Origin of the sequence: Pseudomonas sp. KCJK9000 (assembly GCF_046230725.1) — a bacterium.
Lineage (GTDB): Bacteria > Pseudomonadota > Gammaproteobacteria > Pseudomonadales > Pseudomonadaceae > Aquipseudomonas > Aquipseudomonas promysalinigenes.
Genome location: NZ_JBJJLN010000019.1, coordinates 1 through 14962, shown reverse-complemented (window position 1 = coordinate 14962; position 14962 = coordinate 1). Strand labels below are relative to the sequence as shown.

The following is a 14962-nucleotide window of genomic DNA, read 5'->3' as shown; positions in this document are numbered from 1 at the left end:
CGTCCGCAGCCTGCAGCGAGGTTTCCGGGTCATGCGCGTTCTCTGGACACTGCCCTACCTCCCCTGGCCCACCACCAGTGGCAGCAAGACCCGGCAATACCACCTGCTGCGCGCACTCGCGCAGCAGGGCCACCGGATCACTTTGCTGGTGCAATCGAAAATCCCCTTGTGCGATGCTGCCCGCCAAGCCCTCGAGCCCTTGCTCGAACGCCTGATCGTGCTACCCAGACGCCCGCTGCACAGCCCGCTCAACCTGTTTGCATCACCCATCATCGACTACCCGATGCGCGCCATCATCAATGGCTTGGCGCCCAGCTTGCGGCACCAGTTCGAACAGTTGTTAGAAGAGCCATGGGATGTCATCCAGATCGAACACAGCTACGGTTTCCAGCCTTTTGAAAAAGCACTGCAGGCCCGCGGGCTGCCCTACATGCTCAGTGAACACAACCTCGAATCGGTGACCGGTGCTGCTAGTCATGACCGCCTGCCCGTGTGGCTTCGCCCGCTCAATGCCTTCGACCGATGGCGCTACCGGCGCTGGGAGCAGCGCGTGCTACGCCAACCCACCGAGGTGGTCGCTGTAAGCCCGCATGATGCCGAACTGATCAGCCAGATCAGCGGCCGCCCGGTCAATGTGGTGGTCAATGGCGTCGATTGCGATTACTACCAGAGCGTTCTGCCTGCCCTGCACAGCCAGCGCCTGCTGTTCGTTGGCAATTTCGAGTGCGCTGCCAATTTCGAGGCCATCGAGTGGGCCTTGGAAGAAATCATGCCCCAAGTCTGGCAGGGCAACCCAGCGGTACGGTTGGCTATCGCCGGGCATGCCTTGCCGGCCAGCTGGAAGTTGCGCTGGAATGACCCACGTATCGAGTGGGTGGGCTACCGCCCCGACCTTCGCGATCTGCAAAGCCGCTGCGCAATGTTCTTGGCACCCCTGTGCTATGCCGGTGGCGCCAAGGTGAAGATCCTCGAAGCCATGGCCGCTGGGCTGCCGGTGATCAGCACCGAGAAAGGGATATCGGGCCTGGCCGCCAACAACGGTGAGCACTACCTGGGCAGTGATGATGGCGACCAATTGGCGCTGATGATCACGCAGCTACTCAACCAACCTTGGCGCATGCGTCAGATGAGTGAAGCGGGCCGCCAGTTCGCGCGTACTCGGCATGACTGGGGCGTGGTCGCCCAGCAGCTTGCAACCGTGCACATGCGCCTTACCCAAGCCGCAACGGCCAACGCTCCACAGGGCCGGTGCGGCTTGCTCGAAGGCTCAGCCGAGTAGCTCACTCAGGGGTATGAACGACACGCTGTCACCGGGCTTGGGGGTCGTGCCCTCGCGCACCTCCACCAATCCATCGGCCCAGGCAGCACTGCGCAGCACGCCGGAGCTCTGGTTCTTGTAGATATGCACCTGACCACCTTCGATGCGCCCGCGTAAGTACTCGCGGCGAGTGCCGGCCTTGGTCCATTGGAACCCGGCAGCTACATCGAAACGCAGCGGCGTAACGTCGCAAACGCCTTGGCGGCGCAACAAATAGGGCCGTGTCAGCAGACCGAAGGTAACCAGGGTCGAGGCAGGATTGCCGGGCAGGCCGATTACCGGCACACCGCGGTAATGCCCGAAGGTCAGTGGCTTGCCGGGCTTGATCGCCAATTTCCACAAAGCCAGCTCGCCCGCTTCGCGCAGAGCGGCGCCCAGGTAATCGGCCTCACCTACCGATCCCCCGCCGGTGGAGAGGATGAGATCGACATCACCCAAGCCCGCCAGGCATGCACGAGTACGCGCCAGGTCATCGGGCAGGATACCCATGTCCTTCACTTCGCAACCCAGGCGTTGCAACCAACTGACCAGAAGGCGCCGGTTACTGTTGTAGATCTGGCCAGGGCCCAGCGGCAAGCCAGGCTCGACCAGTTCATCGCCAGTGGACAGTACCGCCACTCGCACCCGCCGCACTACCTGCAACTGCTCGTGGCCCAGGCTCGCCGCCAGCCCTAACTCGATGGGCCCAAGCCGGGTTCCTTTGGCCAGCACCTGCTCGCCCTTGCAGGTTTCCTGGCCCTGGGGCCGGACGTTCTGCGCAGGCGCCAGGGCCTGAAGAAAGCGGACCCGGCCGTCTTCCAACGTTTGTGTGTTCTCTTGCATCTCGACACAGTCGGCGCCAGCCGGCATAGGCGCACCGGTGAATATGCGTGCACAGGTACCTGCCTGCAGCGGCGCTGGAGCATGCCCGGCAAAGATGCGCTGGCTTACAGGAAGCGGCTCACCCTGAAGATCGGCCAGGCGTAGGGCATACCCGTCCATGGCGCTGTTCGGCCACGGCGGCAGGTCAAGGCTGGCCACCAGGTCGCAGGCCAGCACGCGGCCTTCGGCGTGCGCCAATGCTACGCATTCGGTGTCGCTGATCGGCGCAGCTTCGGCCAGCGTCAACAAACGTTCCAGGGCCTGTTCCACCGGCATCAGTGGCTGGGCGGCAGGCACCTCAGCCACGAGGGGCACAGGCCGCTGCCTGTTTCAGGTGGGCGACAAAGTTGCAAGGCCGGTGGCGGGCATCCAGCTGCTCGGCGAGAATGCCGTCCCAACCAGTACGCACGGCATTGGTCGAGCCGGGCAGGCAGCACACCAAGGTGCCATTGGCCAGGCCAGCCAACGCGCGCGACTGCACGGTGGAAGTGCCGATATCGGCCACCGAAATCTGCCGGAACAACTCACCGAACCCTTCGACCTGCTTATCCAGCAAACAAGCGACAGCCTCTGGAGTACTATCACGGCCGGTGAAGCCGGTACCCCCGGTTATCAGTACCACCTGCACGTTTTCGTCAGCGATCCAGGTCGCGACCTGGGCGCGGATCTTGTACAGGTCATCCTTGAGCAGTGCCCGCGCGGCCAGGGTGTGGCCAGCGGCGCTGAGGCGGTCGACGAAGGTTTGCCCGGACGTGTCGGTTTCGAAGGTACGGGTATCGCTGACCGTCAGCACGGCAATGTTCAGCGCTACGAAGGGGGTATCTGCCTTGGCTTTCATGGGGGTCCGTCGCAGGTTAAAGATGATGGGTGGCAGTTATATCACAGCCTGCTGTGGCGACAGCGCAGGCAGGCACCGGTCAATGTGGCGCACTTGCGGCTATGCTGGAATGTGAAAGGAACTTGCCCGGACGCTTTGCGTCATACAGACATCTTGCACCATCGCACTGGAGAAACACGATGATTCAACGGACCCTTCCCGCCTTCCTGCTTGCCTTGGGCCTCGGCGCCCTCGCTGGCTGTGCATCGCCGACCGTGATCACCCTGAACGACGGCCGCGAAATCCAGGCAGTGGATACCCCCTCCTATGACGAGGACTCCGGCTTCTACGAATTCGAACAGCTCGACGGCAAACGCACGCGCCTGAACAAAGACCAGGTTCGCACCGTCAAGGAGCTTTGATACAGGCCGATTTTTCGGTATTGCCCCCTCGAACGCCAAGGGCTTGCACCGGAAAAATCGCTGCAGTAGGATTTTGTTCATCGGAGTGTAGCGCAGCCAGGTAGCGCGTCTCGTTCGGGACGAGAAGGCCGCAGGTTCGAATCCTGTCTCTCCGACCAAAATCATGTCGAAAAGCCCGCTTATGCGGGCTTTTTGTTGTGCATCAGGTCGGGGGTTCTATCCCGTACTGAACTGCAGCTGCGCCAGGCGAGCGTACAAAGCATTGTGTTCGATCAACTGCCGGTGCGTACCGACCGCGACCAGCCGCCCTTGGTCGATCACCGCGATCCGATCCGCGTGTTGCACAGTGGCCAAGCGATGGGCGATTACCAGCGTGGTGCGCCCAGCCATCAGCCGTGGCAGCGCTTGCTGGATCAAGTGCTCGCTTTGCGCATCGAGGGCGCTGGTGGCCTCGTCGAGGAGCAGGATCGGCGCATCTACCAACAGAGCGCGAGCAATGGCAAGGCGTTGTTTTTGCCCGCCGGAAAGGCCAATTCCCCCCTCCCCCAGCAGCGTCTGGTACCCCTGCGGCAACTGGCGGATGAACGTGTCGGCATGGGCGCCACGGGCCGCGGCCTCGACCTCGGCCAAGCTCGCCTCGGGCCGGCCATAGCGGATGTTGGCTTCGACCGTACCGCGAAACAGTGCAGGGTTCTGCGCCACTAGGGCGTACTGACCGCGCAGGTGCTCCGGCACCAGCGCGGTGATGGGTTGGCCATCGAGCAGGATGCGCCCCTGTTGCGGGTCGTAAAAGCGCAACAGCAGGTCGAACAAGGTTGACTTTCCCGCCCCCGAGGGGCCCACCAGCGCTAGGGTCTGGCCCGGTTCGATGGTGAGGGTGAGGTCATCGATGGCGGCCACCGCAGGCCGCGAGGGGTACGCAAAGGTCAGTTGCTGCAACTCGATCCGGCCGCTGGCACGCGTATTAATCGAGGCCCTCGGCGTTTCTGGGGCGAGGATCGTACTGGTAGCCGCAAGCAGTTCAGCGATGCGCTCGGCTGCACCTGCGGCGCGCTGCAACTCGCCGATCACTTCGCTCAAGGTGCCGAAGGCGCTGCCGACGATCAGACTGTAGAACACGAACGCGGCCAACTCACCGGCCGAAATACGTCCTGCGATCACGTCCATGCCACCTACCCACAGCATCACGCCGACCGCACCCAAGACCAGCACGATCACCAGGGTGATGAGCCAGGCACGCTGGGCTATACGTTGGCGGGCTACGGCAAACGCGGCCTCTACGGTTTCAGCGAACAGCTCACGATCCCGTGCCTGGTGATTGTAGGCCTGCACAGTCTTGATCTGCCCCAAGGTTTCGGCAACGTAACTACCCACATCGGCAACCCGATCCTGGCTCTGGCGCGACAGCCGCCGTACGCGACGGCCGAACAGCAGGATTGGGGCCAGCACCAACGGCAGGGCTACCACGACGATGCTGGTGAGCTTGGGGTTGGTGATGAACAGCAGCACCACACCACCCACAACCATCAGTGCATTACGAAGGAACATCGATAACGACGAGCCAATCACCGATTGCAGCAAGGTGGTGTCGGCAGTCAGCCTGGACTGAATCTCGGAACTGCGGTTCTCTTCGAAAAACCCCGGGTGCAAGCCCACCAGGTGATCGAACACTGCTCTGCGAATGTCGGCCACGCAGCGTTCACCGATCCAAGACACCAGGTAGAAACGGCTGAACGTACCGACCGCGAGCGCCAGTATCAGCAACAGAAACAGCCCGATGGTCTGGTTGAGTTGGTGTGCCGAGCGGGTCATGAAACCTTGGTCGACCAACAGGCGGATGCCCTGCCCGATGGACAAGGTGATGGCCGCAGTAACCACCAGCGCTAGCAACGCCAATAGCGCCCGGCCCCGATAGGGACGCAGGAAACGCCAGGTCAACAGCAAAGCGCGGCGTTGTGATAAGTGAGCCGGATCGGGCATGGCAGGAACCACAGATGACAAGGACATCTGAAGACTACCACTGCATTCACCCTGTAGCGCCTATAGCTCTTCGTTCTAAAACGCCTCTGGAGCTTTGCTGCGGTTTCTGGTGGACTGGACAGCCTTAGTGCTCGTTGAATTCTTGCAACGGTCCAGTTTTAGCAGACGTTAACTTGAGCCTGAAGCTGATGAGGAGATATGCAATGAGTTTGCAACATGGCAGCCAAACGCCGAAAACCCAGAGCAACCACCAGCCTAAACCCTGTGGTTCGATCATCGATGGCCAGGGGCGCGAGATCGAGATTACCGAACAGATGATCCAACAAGCTTGCAAGGAGCTTGAACAAAGCCGGGTGAAGAAAGCCCGCCAAGGCTGAAGGATCAGCCCTTTAGTACCCGGCGTTGTCACCTGAAGCTTTTCACTCAGAAACTTTGGGGCTGCGCGACAGCCCCAGCCAGACGAAGTCGATCTTAAGTGAGGAGCATCAGGTGATGATGCCGGGTCTTTGATTTGCCAAGTGGGTTGCGCCAGTCAGGATAGAACAGCCCCGAGCGCGTGGACCAGCTGTACCAACTGCGGCGCCTCGCCCCGCACGCGCACTGCCAGCCCTTCGATTTCGCGCCGCGCGGGGTATTGCTTGCGTAACTGATCGAATCCTGCGCGTTGTTTGGCCGCATCGTCGCTTAAGCTGCGGCGCAAATCGGCGTCATCACGACGAGGGTCGTACACTGCCCGACAGAGCGTCGCCAAAGCCCAGTCGGGGTCTGCGCTGCCATCGATTTCAATGTGCGCCAATGGCGATGGTGGCAGCAGGTCGGCCAGGCGTACTTTCTGAGCCTCACCCAGGAAGTGGCACAGGGCTTGATAGATCTGCGCCGTACCGCGTTGACGGCCGTCCAGGCTGTAGCCGGCGATGTGGGGCGTGGCCAAGGTGCATAAGTCTGCCAACTCCAGGTCGACCTGCGGCTCGCCCTCCCAAACGTCCAGCACGGCATGCACGTCCTGGCGATCGAGCAGCAGCTCCCGCAGCGCCGCGTTATCCACCACGGCCCCGCGGCTGGCATTGATCAGCCAGGCGCCGGAGCGTAGTTGAGCAAGCTGTGGTTGACCCAGCAAGTGCCAGGTCGGATGCTCACCGCCACGTTGCAGCGGAGTATGCAGGCTGATCACATCGGATTGTTCGAGAAGGGTCGCCAAACTGACGAAATCGCCGCCCTCGGTGGCTTGGCGCAATGGGTCGCAGACCAGCACCTTCCACCCCAGGCCGCGCAGCACACGTACCAACCGCCCACCCACCTCGCCGGCGCCGACCACGCCGTAGGTGCGTTGGGACAATGCTACGCCGTCCAGCTCGGCCAGAGTGAGCAGGCTACCCAGCACGTAATCGACCACCCCGCGGGCGTTGCAACCCGGGGCACTGCTCCAGTGGATACCCGCGTGGGCGAAATAGTCCAGGTCCAGGTGGTCGGTGCCGATGGTGCAGGTACCGACGAAGCGCACCTTGCTACCTTCGAGCAGTTGACGGTCGACCTTGGTTACCGAACGCACCAGCAGCACATCGGCGTCCTTAACGCTGGCAGCGTCGAGGCTGCGGCCGGGATAACGGCGAATCTCGCCGAAGCCTTCGAAAAAGGCATCGAGTAGCGGGATATTCTCGTCGGCAACTATCAGCATGGCGCTCTCCTGTCTGGGGAGCGCAGTGTAGGCGCTACGCGAGGCGTGTTCCAGCGCGGCTCAGTCGGCCTTCTTGCGGATCCAGTACAGGTAGGTACCTGCCTCTTCATGCTGCTGAAGTAATTCGTGGCCCAGGAAGTTGCAGAACTTGGGTATGTCACGACGGGTCGACGGATCGGTAGCGATGACCTTGAGCAGGCCGCCAGCGGCCAGGTTACGCACGTGCTGGTGCAGCATCATTACTGGCTCCGGGCAGTTCAGGCCGGTGGCGTCGAGGATGGCATCGGGGGTGAAATCGGTCATGAAGGGCTCCGCAAATGATCGCTATTGTGGCGCATAGGGCCGCCAGGACCAATAGCCAGTCATGCAACCGCTCTTGGAACTGCTGGTGTTTTGCTTAAGCTCAAGTACGCGGTAATTCAGCAAACGCCAAATGCGACTTCAGCAGGCCAAGCGCAGGCCTCTTGAAGTCGCAATCTGAGTCGCCAGGATAATCGCGCGCTTGCTAGCACAAGCAAAAAATGGAGCAGTTGAATCAACGTTGCTTGATGTCCAACCTGCGCAGGTGGCACGTGACTTCTTCGCGGTCGTGATACAGCTGCTTGCAGGCAATCGATACCTTGACCTTGCGCGCTTTGAAGGTTGCTTGCATGCGGTCAAGCAAGCGCCGTACCTCAGCATAGCGCTGCTTCATCGGCAACTTCAGGTTGACCACTGCCTCCCGGCAGAGCCCATCACCCAGCCAGGTCTCGATCAACGAAGCGGTGCGGGCCGGCTTTTCGACGATGTCGCAGACCATCCAGTCCACCGGCCGCTTCGGCTGCCAGGTGAAACCATCGGCCATCAAGTGCTGTACCAGCCCAGTGTCCATCAGGCTTTCGGCCATCGGCCCATTGTCGATGGCCGTCACCAGCATGCCACGGCGCACCAACTGGTAAGTCCAGCCACCCGGCGAAGCGCCAAGATCGACCCCGGTCATGTCGTCATTCAGGCGCTGTTCCCACTGATCACGCGGGATAAATTGGTGCCAGGCCTCTTCCAGCTTCAGCGTCGAGCGGCTAGGCGCCTCGCGAGGGAACTTCAGGCGCGGGATGCCCATTGGCCAGAGTGCGCAGTTGTTCGCCTCGGCTACGCCAACGAACACGCGGCGGCCGCTGATGAACGTCAGCAACAGGCGCGGCAGTCTTGGGTTATCGACCAGGCGGCCTGCCTTTTCCAAGGCCTTGCGCAGCGGTGCCTCGAACTTGCGGCAGAAGGTAGACAGTTCCTTGCCATCATTGCTGTCCAGCACCTCCAGCCAAAGGCTGCCGAAGACTGCGGGCCCGGCCAGATGCTCCAGCAGCACGCTGATGCGATCGGTTTCTGGTAGCTCGATGAAGCTGCCACGCGCCCACTGGCGCGGAAAGATCAGTTGGGCAAAGCGCAGGTGGGCCATCAGGCGTTCAGCCCCATCGGCCTCGGCACAGACGAACTCGGCACAAGCGCTCTGCGGCTTGCCCTTTGCATAGCCGGCCACCCCCAGCAAGGCGGCATGTTCGCTAATCTCGGCGCAGACCTCACCCTCGAAACCGGGCCGGCAATGCATGAACAGGGTATTCATCTCTCACTCCACAACGGCGGGCGCGCCACAGGCGCCGGCAGGGCGGCGATGATAAAGGAAGATCGGAACCAGCGACATGCCCCGCCGGTCCAGAAAAGAGTCAGGGGCACCAAACGGGGCTAACCTGACCTTTCAGCCAGGCCCGTGCCGTGCGGGCCGAAACAGCGCGGTAGCACCGGCAAATACCCCGTGATGCCGGGCACCGCCGCACAAGGAGTTGGCAATGCCCTCGCTAGATAGCCTGAACACCCTCAAGACCCTCCAGGTGGCTGACCGCACCTATCACTACTACAGCCTCGCCCAAGCCAGCCAGCAGCTTGGCGACCTGCAGCGCCTGCCCATGTCGCTCAAGGTGCTGCTGGAGAACCTGCTGCGCTGGGAGGACGGCAAAACCGTCAGCACCGACGACTTGCACGCCCTTGCAGGCTGGTTGCAGGAGCGTCGCTCAGACCGCGAGATTCAGTACCGCCCGGCGCGGGTACTGATGCAAGACTTCACAGGTGTGCCGGCCGTGGTCGACCTGGCCGCGATGCGTGCCGCCATGGCCAAAGCCGGCGGCGACCCGCAGCGGATCAACCCATTGTCGCCAGTGGACTTGGTGATCGACCACTCGGTGATGGTCGACCGCTACGCCACACCACAAGCCTTTACCGAAAACGTCGACATCGAAATGCAGCGTAATGGCGAGCGTTATGCGTTCCTGCGCTGGGGCCAGAGCGCATTCGACAACTTCCGGGTAGTGCCGCCAGGTACTGGCATCTGCCATCAGGTCAACCTCGAATATCTTGGGCGCACGGTGTGGACCGCTGAAACCGATGGTCGCACCTACGCCTTCCCGGACACCTTGGTCGGCACCGATTCGCACACCACCATGATCAACGGCCTCGGCGTGCTCGGCTGGGGCGTGGGGGGCATCGAGGCGGAGGCGGCCATGCTTGGCCAGCCAGTGTCGATGCTCATCCCTGAAGTGATCGGCTTCAAACTGACCGGTAAGCTGCGCGAAGGGATCACCGCCACCGACCTGGTTCTGACCGTGACGCAAATGCTGCGCAAGAAAGGCGTAGTGGGCAAGTTCGTCGAGTTCTACGGTGATGGCCTGGCCGATCTGCCGTTGGCCGACCGCGCGACCCTTGCCAATATGGCCCCGGAGTATGGGGCGACTTGTGGCTTTTTCCCGGTCGACGAAGTAACCCTACAATACCTGCGCCTGTCCGGCCGCCCGCACGAAGCGGTGCAGCTGGTCGAACAGTACTGCAAAGCCCAGGGGCTATGGCGCCAGCCAGGCCAGGAGCCGCTGTTCAGCGACACCCTCGCCTTGGACATGCATGACGTGGAGGCCAGCCTGGCCGGGCCTAAGCGGCCACAGGACCGTGTGGCCCTCGGCCAGGTGGGTCAGGCCTTCGACCACTTCATCGAGCTGCAGCCCAAGCCGCTGGCCAAGGAAGTGGGCCGCCTGGAGAGTGAGGGCGGCGGCGGCGTGGCCGTCGGTAACGCCGACCAGGCGGGCGAAATCGAATATAGCCATGCAGGTCAAACCTATACCCTGCGCAATGGCGCCGTGGTCATTGCCGCAATCACCTCCTGCACCAACACGTCCAACCCCAGCGTAATGATGGCGGCGGGACTGGTGGCAAAAAAAGCACTGGAAAAAGGCCTGCAACGCAAACCCTGGGTCAAAAGCTCGCTGGCACCCGGCTCGAAGGTTGTGACCGACTACTATGAAGCCGCTGGGCTGACCCCCTACCTCGACCAATTGGGCTTCGACCTGGTCGGCTACGGTTGCACCACTTGCATCGGCAACTCCGGGCCGCTGGACGAAGCGATCGAGAAAGCTGTCGCCGGTGCCGACCTCACCGTGGCCTCGGTGCTCTCGGGCAACCGCAACTTCGAAGGGCGCGTACACCCGCTGGTCAAGACCAACTGGCTGGCATCGCCACCGCTGGTGGTCGCCTACGCGCTGGCGGGTACCGTGCGCACCGACCTGACCAAAGACCCACTGGGCACCGGCAAGGATGGCCAGCCGGTATACCTGCGCGATATCTGGCCCAGCCAGCAGGAAATCGCTGACGCCGTGGCCAAAGTCGACACCGCAATGTTCCACAAGGAATACGCAGAGGTCTTCGCCGGCGATGCCCAATGGCAGGCCATCGAGGTCCCCGAGGCGGCAACCTACGTGTGGCAGGACGACTCTACCTACATCCAGCACCCACCGTTTTTCGATGACATCGGCGGGCCTTTACCCGACATCAAGGATATTCAGGGTGCCAGGATTCTTGCCGTGCTCGGCGACTCAGTCACCACTGACCATATTTCCCCGGCAGGCAACATCAAGGCTGACAGCCCTGCCGGCCATTACCTGCGCAGCAAAGGTGTGGAACCCCGGGATTTCAATTCCTACGGCTCGCGGCGCGGTAACCATGAAGTGATGATGCGCGGCACCTTCGCCAATATCCGCATCCGCAATGAGATGCTCGGTGGCGAGGAAGGCGGTAACACTGTGCACGTTCCCAGTGGCGAGAAGCTTTCGATCTTCGACGCCGCCATGCGCTATCAAGCCGAAGGCACACCCCTGGTGGTGATCGCAGGCCAGGAATACGGCACCGGCTCCAGCCGCGACTGGGCAGCCAAAGGCACCAATTTACTGGGAGTCAAAGCGGTGTTGGCGGAGAGTTTCGAACGTATCCACCGCTCCAACCTAGTGGGCATGGGCGTGCTCCCGCTGCAGTTCAAGGCCGGGCAAGATCGCAAGCAACTGGGGCTGACAGGCAAAGAGCAAGTCGACCTGCTGGGGCTCACCGGGGCGCAACTCAAGCCCGGCATGAGCCTGCCGCTGCGCATTACGCGAGAGGATGGCCAGCAAGTGCAGATTGAGGTGCTGTGCCGTATCGATACCCTGAATGAAGTGGAATACTTCAAAGCCGGAGGAATTCTGCACTACGTGTTGCGGCAAATGATCAGCAGCTGATTGTTTGCCAATCTGCCAGCCACTGAAGATCGAGCGCCGCCCCAGCGGCGCTCGATCCTTCAACATCGTGGCGATGTATTCTGCTGTCCATGCTCCGCACTCACTATCGCACCTGCCATAGTGGCTAACTGCTATAAATCAAGTTAATCAAATATTCATTCAATAAAACCGGTGGCTTGCCGATATCTGTCCAAAGCCTCACGGACTATTCAGCTATGCGCAACAACCAGCCGGTTACCCAAAGGGAACGGACTTTCCCTGCCCAACAGCGGTTGATCTCCACCACCAATGCCAAAGGTGTGATCACTTACTGCAACGATGCCTTCGTCGAGATCAGCGGCTTCACTCGCGATGAGCTGCTGGGTGCTCCCCACAACCTGGTACGCCATCCCGACGTGCCTACGGCTGTGTTCGCCCATATGTGGCAAACGCTCAAGCAAGGCTTGCCATGGATGGGTATCGTCAAGAATCGCTGCAAATCCGGCGACCATTATTGGGTCAATGCCTACGTCACCCCAATATTCGAAAACAACCAAGTCGTTGGCTTCGAGTCGGTGCGGGTCAAGCCCAGCGCCGAACAGATCCGCCGCGCTGAAGCTCTGTACCAGCGCCTGAACGATGGCAAAACTGCCATCCCCCGTCGTGACCGCTGGTTGCCGGTGCTGCAGGACTGGCTGCCGTTCATTCTGATCAGCCAGGTCGGTTTCCTGATCGGCAACTGGCTTGGCCATTCCTGGGGCTTTGCCTTGGCTGCCGGGCTTTCTGTACCGCTGGGCCTGCTTGGCCTTGGCTGGCAGCAACGTGGCCTCAAACGCCTGCTGCGTCTGGCCGAACAGACCACCTCCGACCCACTGATCGCGCAGATGTACACCGATAGCCGTGGGGTACAGGCACGCCTGGAGATGGCCATGCTCAGCCAGGACGCGCGCATGAAAACCTGCCTGACTCGCCTGCAGGATAGCGCCGAGCATCTCAGTGACCAGGCACGCCAGTCCGATGTTCTGGCGCACAAGAGCTCATCGGGCCTGGAGCGCCAGCGCGTGGAAACCGAACAGGTCGCCACCGCCGTCAACCAAATGGCCGCCACCACTCAGGAGGTGGCGAACCACGTGCAGCGCGCCGCTGACGCGACCCAGCAAGCCAACCGCCTTACCAGCCAGGGCCGGCAGATCGCCGGTGAAACCCGCGAAGCCATCGAGCGTCTGTCCACGTCGGTGGGCGAAACCGGCCAGACCGTGACCCAACTGGCAAAGGACAGCGACGAAATCGGCGGCGTGGTCGATGTGATCAAAGGCATCGCCGACCAAACCAACCTGCTGGCACTCAACGCAGCCATCGAAGCGGCCCGCGCCGGCGAGATGGGCCGTGGGTTTGCCGTGGTTGCCGACGAAGTCCGTCAGCTGGCCCAGCGCACTGCCGAATCGACGGGGCAGATCCACGGCCTTATCGCCAAACTGCAGCAGACGGCCAACAATGCCGTGCTCACCATGGAAGCCGGCCACCGCCAGGCCCAGGAAGGCGTGGACCGGGTCATGCAAGCGGACCAGGCATTGGTAGGCATCAGCGAGGCGGTGGCCAATATCACTGACATGGCTACCCAGATTGCCGCCGCGACCGAAGAGCAGACTGCAGTAGCCGACGAGATCAGCCGCAACATCAGCACCATCGCAGAACTGGCCGACCAGACCGCCGAGCAGGCGCAGCATTCGGCGCAGCTTAGCGAGGAACTGACGAGCACAGCCGGAACCCAGTATTCGCTGGTGGAGCGTTTCAACCGCTGACCGATTGCCAGCGCAGCACCCTCAAGAGCGGCTTCGCCTAGCCGAACGCCGCTTTTGGTGGGTACACCAGATGCCTCACCAATCCAGCGATAGCTGGCTCTGGAAGTCACGCTGCTCGCCGGTCAAGGGGTCTGCGAAGCACAAGCGCTGAGCCAGCAGCTTCAATGGCCGCTGGTAATCATCGTCTTCCTTTAGCAACTGCGGATAAAACGGATCATTGCAGATGCCCGCCCCCAAGGCGGCCATGTGCACGCGCAACTGGTGGGTCTTGCCGGTCACTGGCGACAAACCGTAGCGCCAAAGCTCGCCATTTTTTTCCAGCACCTTGGCTAGGGTTTCGCTGTTCGCCTGCCCTGGCACTTCATGCATGCGGAAGAAGGGTTCGCCATGCTCCAGACGGCTTTTGTGTATCAAGGGGAAGGTATGCTGCGGCAAGGCAGCAGCGATGGCCTGATAATGCTTGTCGATACGCCGCTCCGGGAACAAGCGCTGATAAGCACTGCGTGTCTGCGGGTTGGCGGAGAACAGCACAAGGCCGGCCGTATGCCGGTCGATGCGGTGCAACGGCACAAGGTGCGGGTTACCTAGCCGACGGATCAGGCGGCGCAGCAGGGTTTGCTCAACGTACTCACCGGTTGGTGTCACCGGTAGAAAGTGCGGTTTATCGGCCACTACCAGGTGCTCATCGACATGCAGGATGGTTTCCTGCACCGGGATCGGCCGCTCGTTCGGCACTTCGCGAAAATAGTGAATGCGCATCCCACGACGATATGGCAACTCGGCCGCAATCGGCCTGCCCTGGGCATCTAATACGCGGCCACGGGTAAAACGGTCGAGCCACTGAGCGCGCTCGATAGCCTTGAAATGGTCGCACAGGCAGTCGAGCACCGTGGCCCAATTCCCAGGCGGCAGGCAGACGGTACTGGCTTGCTGTTGAGCGGGGTCGAAAGGCGGGGTCATGGCGAGGCTCAAGCGTCAAAGCTGGCATTATCCCCCAAGGTCGGGGCCTCAACCAGTCACAACTGCCGCTTCGCTGTGCGCCTTCAACCAGCGCAGTACCTGTACGGCTTCCCAACGGCCAGGGTCATAGAGTGCGTAGACCAAGCCTTCATACCCCACGACATCCAACCCTCGGTGGTATCCAGCACGCTGGAACAGCGCCTCGATTTCGGCGAAGCAGGTATTGAAATGCACCTTGCCGAATGGCGTGCGGTCACCTGTGACCAAGCCTTCGAGGCGCAATTCCAGCATGGCGTCATACACCCGCTCCACTGGCATGCGGTTGACGCTGTACTTGAGTTGCTCGACGTTGAGCATGAGATCGCCTTAACACTGTATTTATATACAGCATACGGAGGGTGAGGCAGCGGCGTCAATCGGCCTAGGATCTAATGCAGGCCCTGCAGGTAACCGGTTCCTTTGCGGATGGTCAGCACTTGGCGACGAGGCGCGGCCAGACTGACTGACAGATGCACCCAACTATCGAACTCCAGGATCAGTTGGTCGAATGCCACGCCACTTTCGCTCACCCGGCGTACCACCT

13 protein-coding genes, 1 tRNA gene and 1 pseudogene are annotated in these 14962 nt (G+C 61.5%); 6 read left to right on the top strand and 9 right to left on the bottom strand.

From position 1 onward, the window contains the following. Positions 1-31 precede the first annotated feature (31 nt). Positions 32-1279, top strand: a complete 1248-nt coding sequence (locus tag ACK59H_RS10815) for a glycosyltransferase family 4 protein (RefSeq protein WP_060476641.1) — start codon at positions 32-34, stop codon at positions 1277-1279. On the opposite strand, the gene glp is transcribed toward ACK59H_RS10815, so the two are convergent. Together glp and moaB are read right to left on the bottom strand one after the other, a co-directional pair. Next, complete coding sequence (glp, locus tag ACK59H_RS10810; protein WP_409264437.1) at positions 1268-2494, bottom strand: gephyrin-like molybdotransferase Glp; 1227 nt, start codon at positions 2492-2494, stop codon at positions 1268-1270. The two genes, ACK59H_RS10815 and glp, sit on opposite strands and share 12 nt — an antisense overlap. After that, positions 2478-3017, bottom strand: coding sequence for a molybdenum cofactor biosynthesis protein B (moaB, locus tag ACK59H_RS10805; RefSeq protein ID WP_060476640.1), 540 nt, complete (start codon positions 3015-3017; stop codon positions 2478-2480). Before moaB ends, glp begins: the two co-directional genes overlap by 17 nt. Before the next feature lie 179 nt (positions 3018-3196). On the opposite strand from moaB, the gene ACK59H_RS10800 reads away from it, so the two are divergent. Next, positions 3197-3418, top strand: a complete 222-nt coding sequence (locus ACK59H_RS10800) for a YgdI/YgdR family lipoprotein (protein ID WP_054903110.1) — start codon at positions 3197-3199, stop codon at positions 3416-3418. 81 nt (positions 3419-3499) lie between these two features. Next, a tRNA-Pro gene (locus ACK59H_RS10795) sits at positions 3500-3576 on the top strand. Between the two features lie 58 nt (positions 3577-3634). Here ACK59H_RS10795 and ACK59H_RS10790 read toward each other — a convergent pair. Beyond that, positions 3635-5398: an ABC transporter transmembrane domain-containing protein gene (locus ACK59H_RS10790; RefSeq protein WP_060476639.1), complete on the bottom strand. Its 1764-nt coding sequence runs from the start codon at positions 5396-5398 to the stop codon at positions 3635-3637. 203 nt (positions 5399-5601) lie between these two features. Here ACK59H_RS10790 and ACK59H_RS10785 point away from each other — a divergent pair, with 203 nt between their 5' ends. After that, positions 5602-5775 (top strand): PA1571 family protein, encoded by a 174-nt coding sequence (locus tag ACK59H_RS10785; protein ID WP_196375111.1) that lies wholly within the window; start codon positions 5602-5604, stop codon positions 5773-5775. Between the two features lie 155 nt (positions 5776-5930). Here the strand turns inward: ACK59H_RS10785 and pdxB are convergent, their stop codons facing one another. The 3 genes from pdxB to rlmM form a co-directional block, all read right to left on the bottom strand. Continuing rightward, positions 5931-7073 (bottom strand): 4-phosphoerythronate dehydrogenase PdxB, encoded by a 1143-nt coding sequence (gene pdxB / locus ACK59H_RS10780; RefSeq protein WP_060476638.1) that lies wholly within the window; start codon positions 7071-7073, stop codon positions 5931-5933. A 60-nt stretch (positions 7074-7133) separates the two neighbouring features. Next, a complete protein-coding gene (gene tusA, locus ACK59H_RS10775) occupies positions 7134-7376 on the bottom strand; it encodes a sulfurtransferase TusA (protein ID WP_060476637.1) in 243 nt (80 codons plus the stop codon). A gap of 232 nt (positions 7377-7608) precedes the next feature. Then, the gene (rlmM, locus tag ACK59H_RS10770) at positions 7609-8673 is read right to left on the bottom strand and encodes a 23S rRNA (cytidine(2498)-2'-O)-methyltransferase RlmM (protein ID WP_060476636.1); all 1065 of its coding nucleotides are present in this window, start codon (positions 8671-8673) and stop codon (positions 7609-7611) included. A 223-nt stretch (positions 8674-8896) separates the two neighbouring features. On the opposite strand from rlmM, the gene acnA reads away from it, so the two are divergent. Beyond that, entirely contained in the window at positions 8897-11638 is a 2742-nt protein-coding gene (gene acnA / locus ACK59H_RS10765) for an aconitate hydratase AcnA (RefSeq protein WP_060476635.1), read from the top strand. A gap of 215 nt (positions 11639-11853) precedes the next feature. Then, positions 11854-13419 (top strand): PAS domain-containing methyl-accepting chemotaxis protein, encoded by a 1566-nt coding sequence (locus ACK59H_RS10760; protein ID WP_060476634.1) that lies wholly within the window; start codon positions 11854-11856, stop codon positions 13417-13419. A 75-nt stretch (positions 13420-13494) separates the two neighbouring features. On the opposite strand, the gene ACK59H_RS10755 is transcribed toward ACK59H_RS10760, so the two are convergent. From ACK59H_RS10755 to ACK59H_RS10745, 3 genes and pseudogenes are all read right to left on the bottom strand, one after another. After that, positions 13495-14379 carry a pseudouridine synthase gene (locus ACK59H_RS10755; RefSeq protein WP_060476633.1) on the bottom strand — a complete coding sequence of 295 codons (885 nt, stop codon included), beginning with the start codon at positions 14377-14379 and terminating at the stop codon, positions 13495-13497. A 48-nt stretch (positions 14380-14427) separates the two neighbouring features. Beyond that, on the bottom strand, positions 14428-14736 hold the full coding sequence (locus tag ACK59H_RS10750; protein ID WP_060476632.1) for a hypothetical protein: 309 nt from the start codon (positions 14734-14736) through the stop codon (positions 14428-14430). Positions 14737-14807: 71 nt separating this feature from the next. After that, a pseudogene (locus ACK59H_RS10745) lies at positions 14808-14962 on the bottom strand (peptidase M15); the annotation flags it as partial.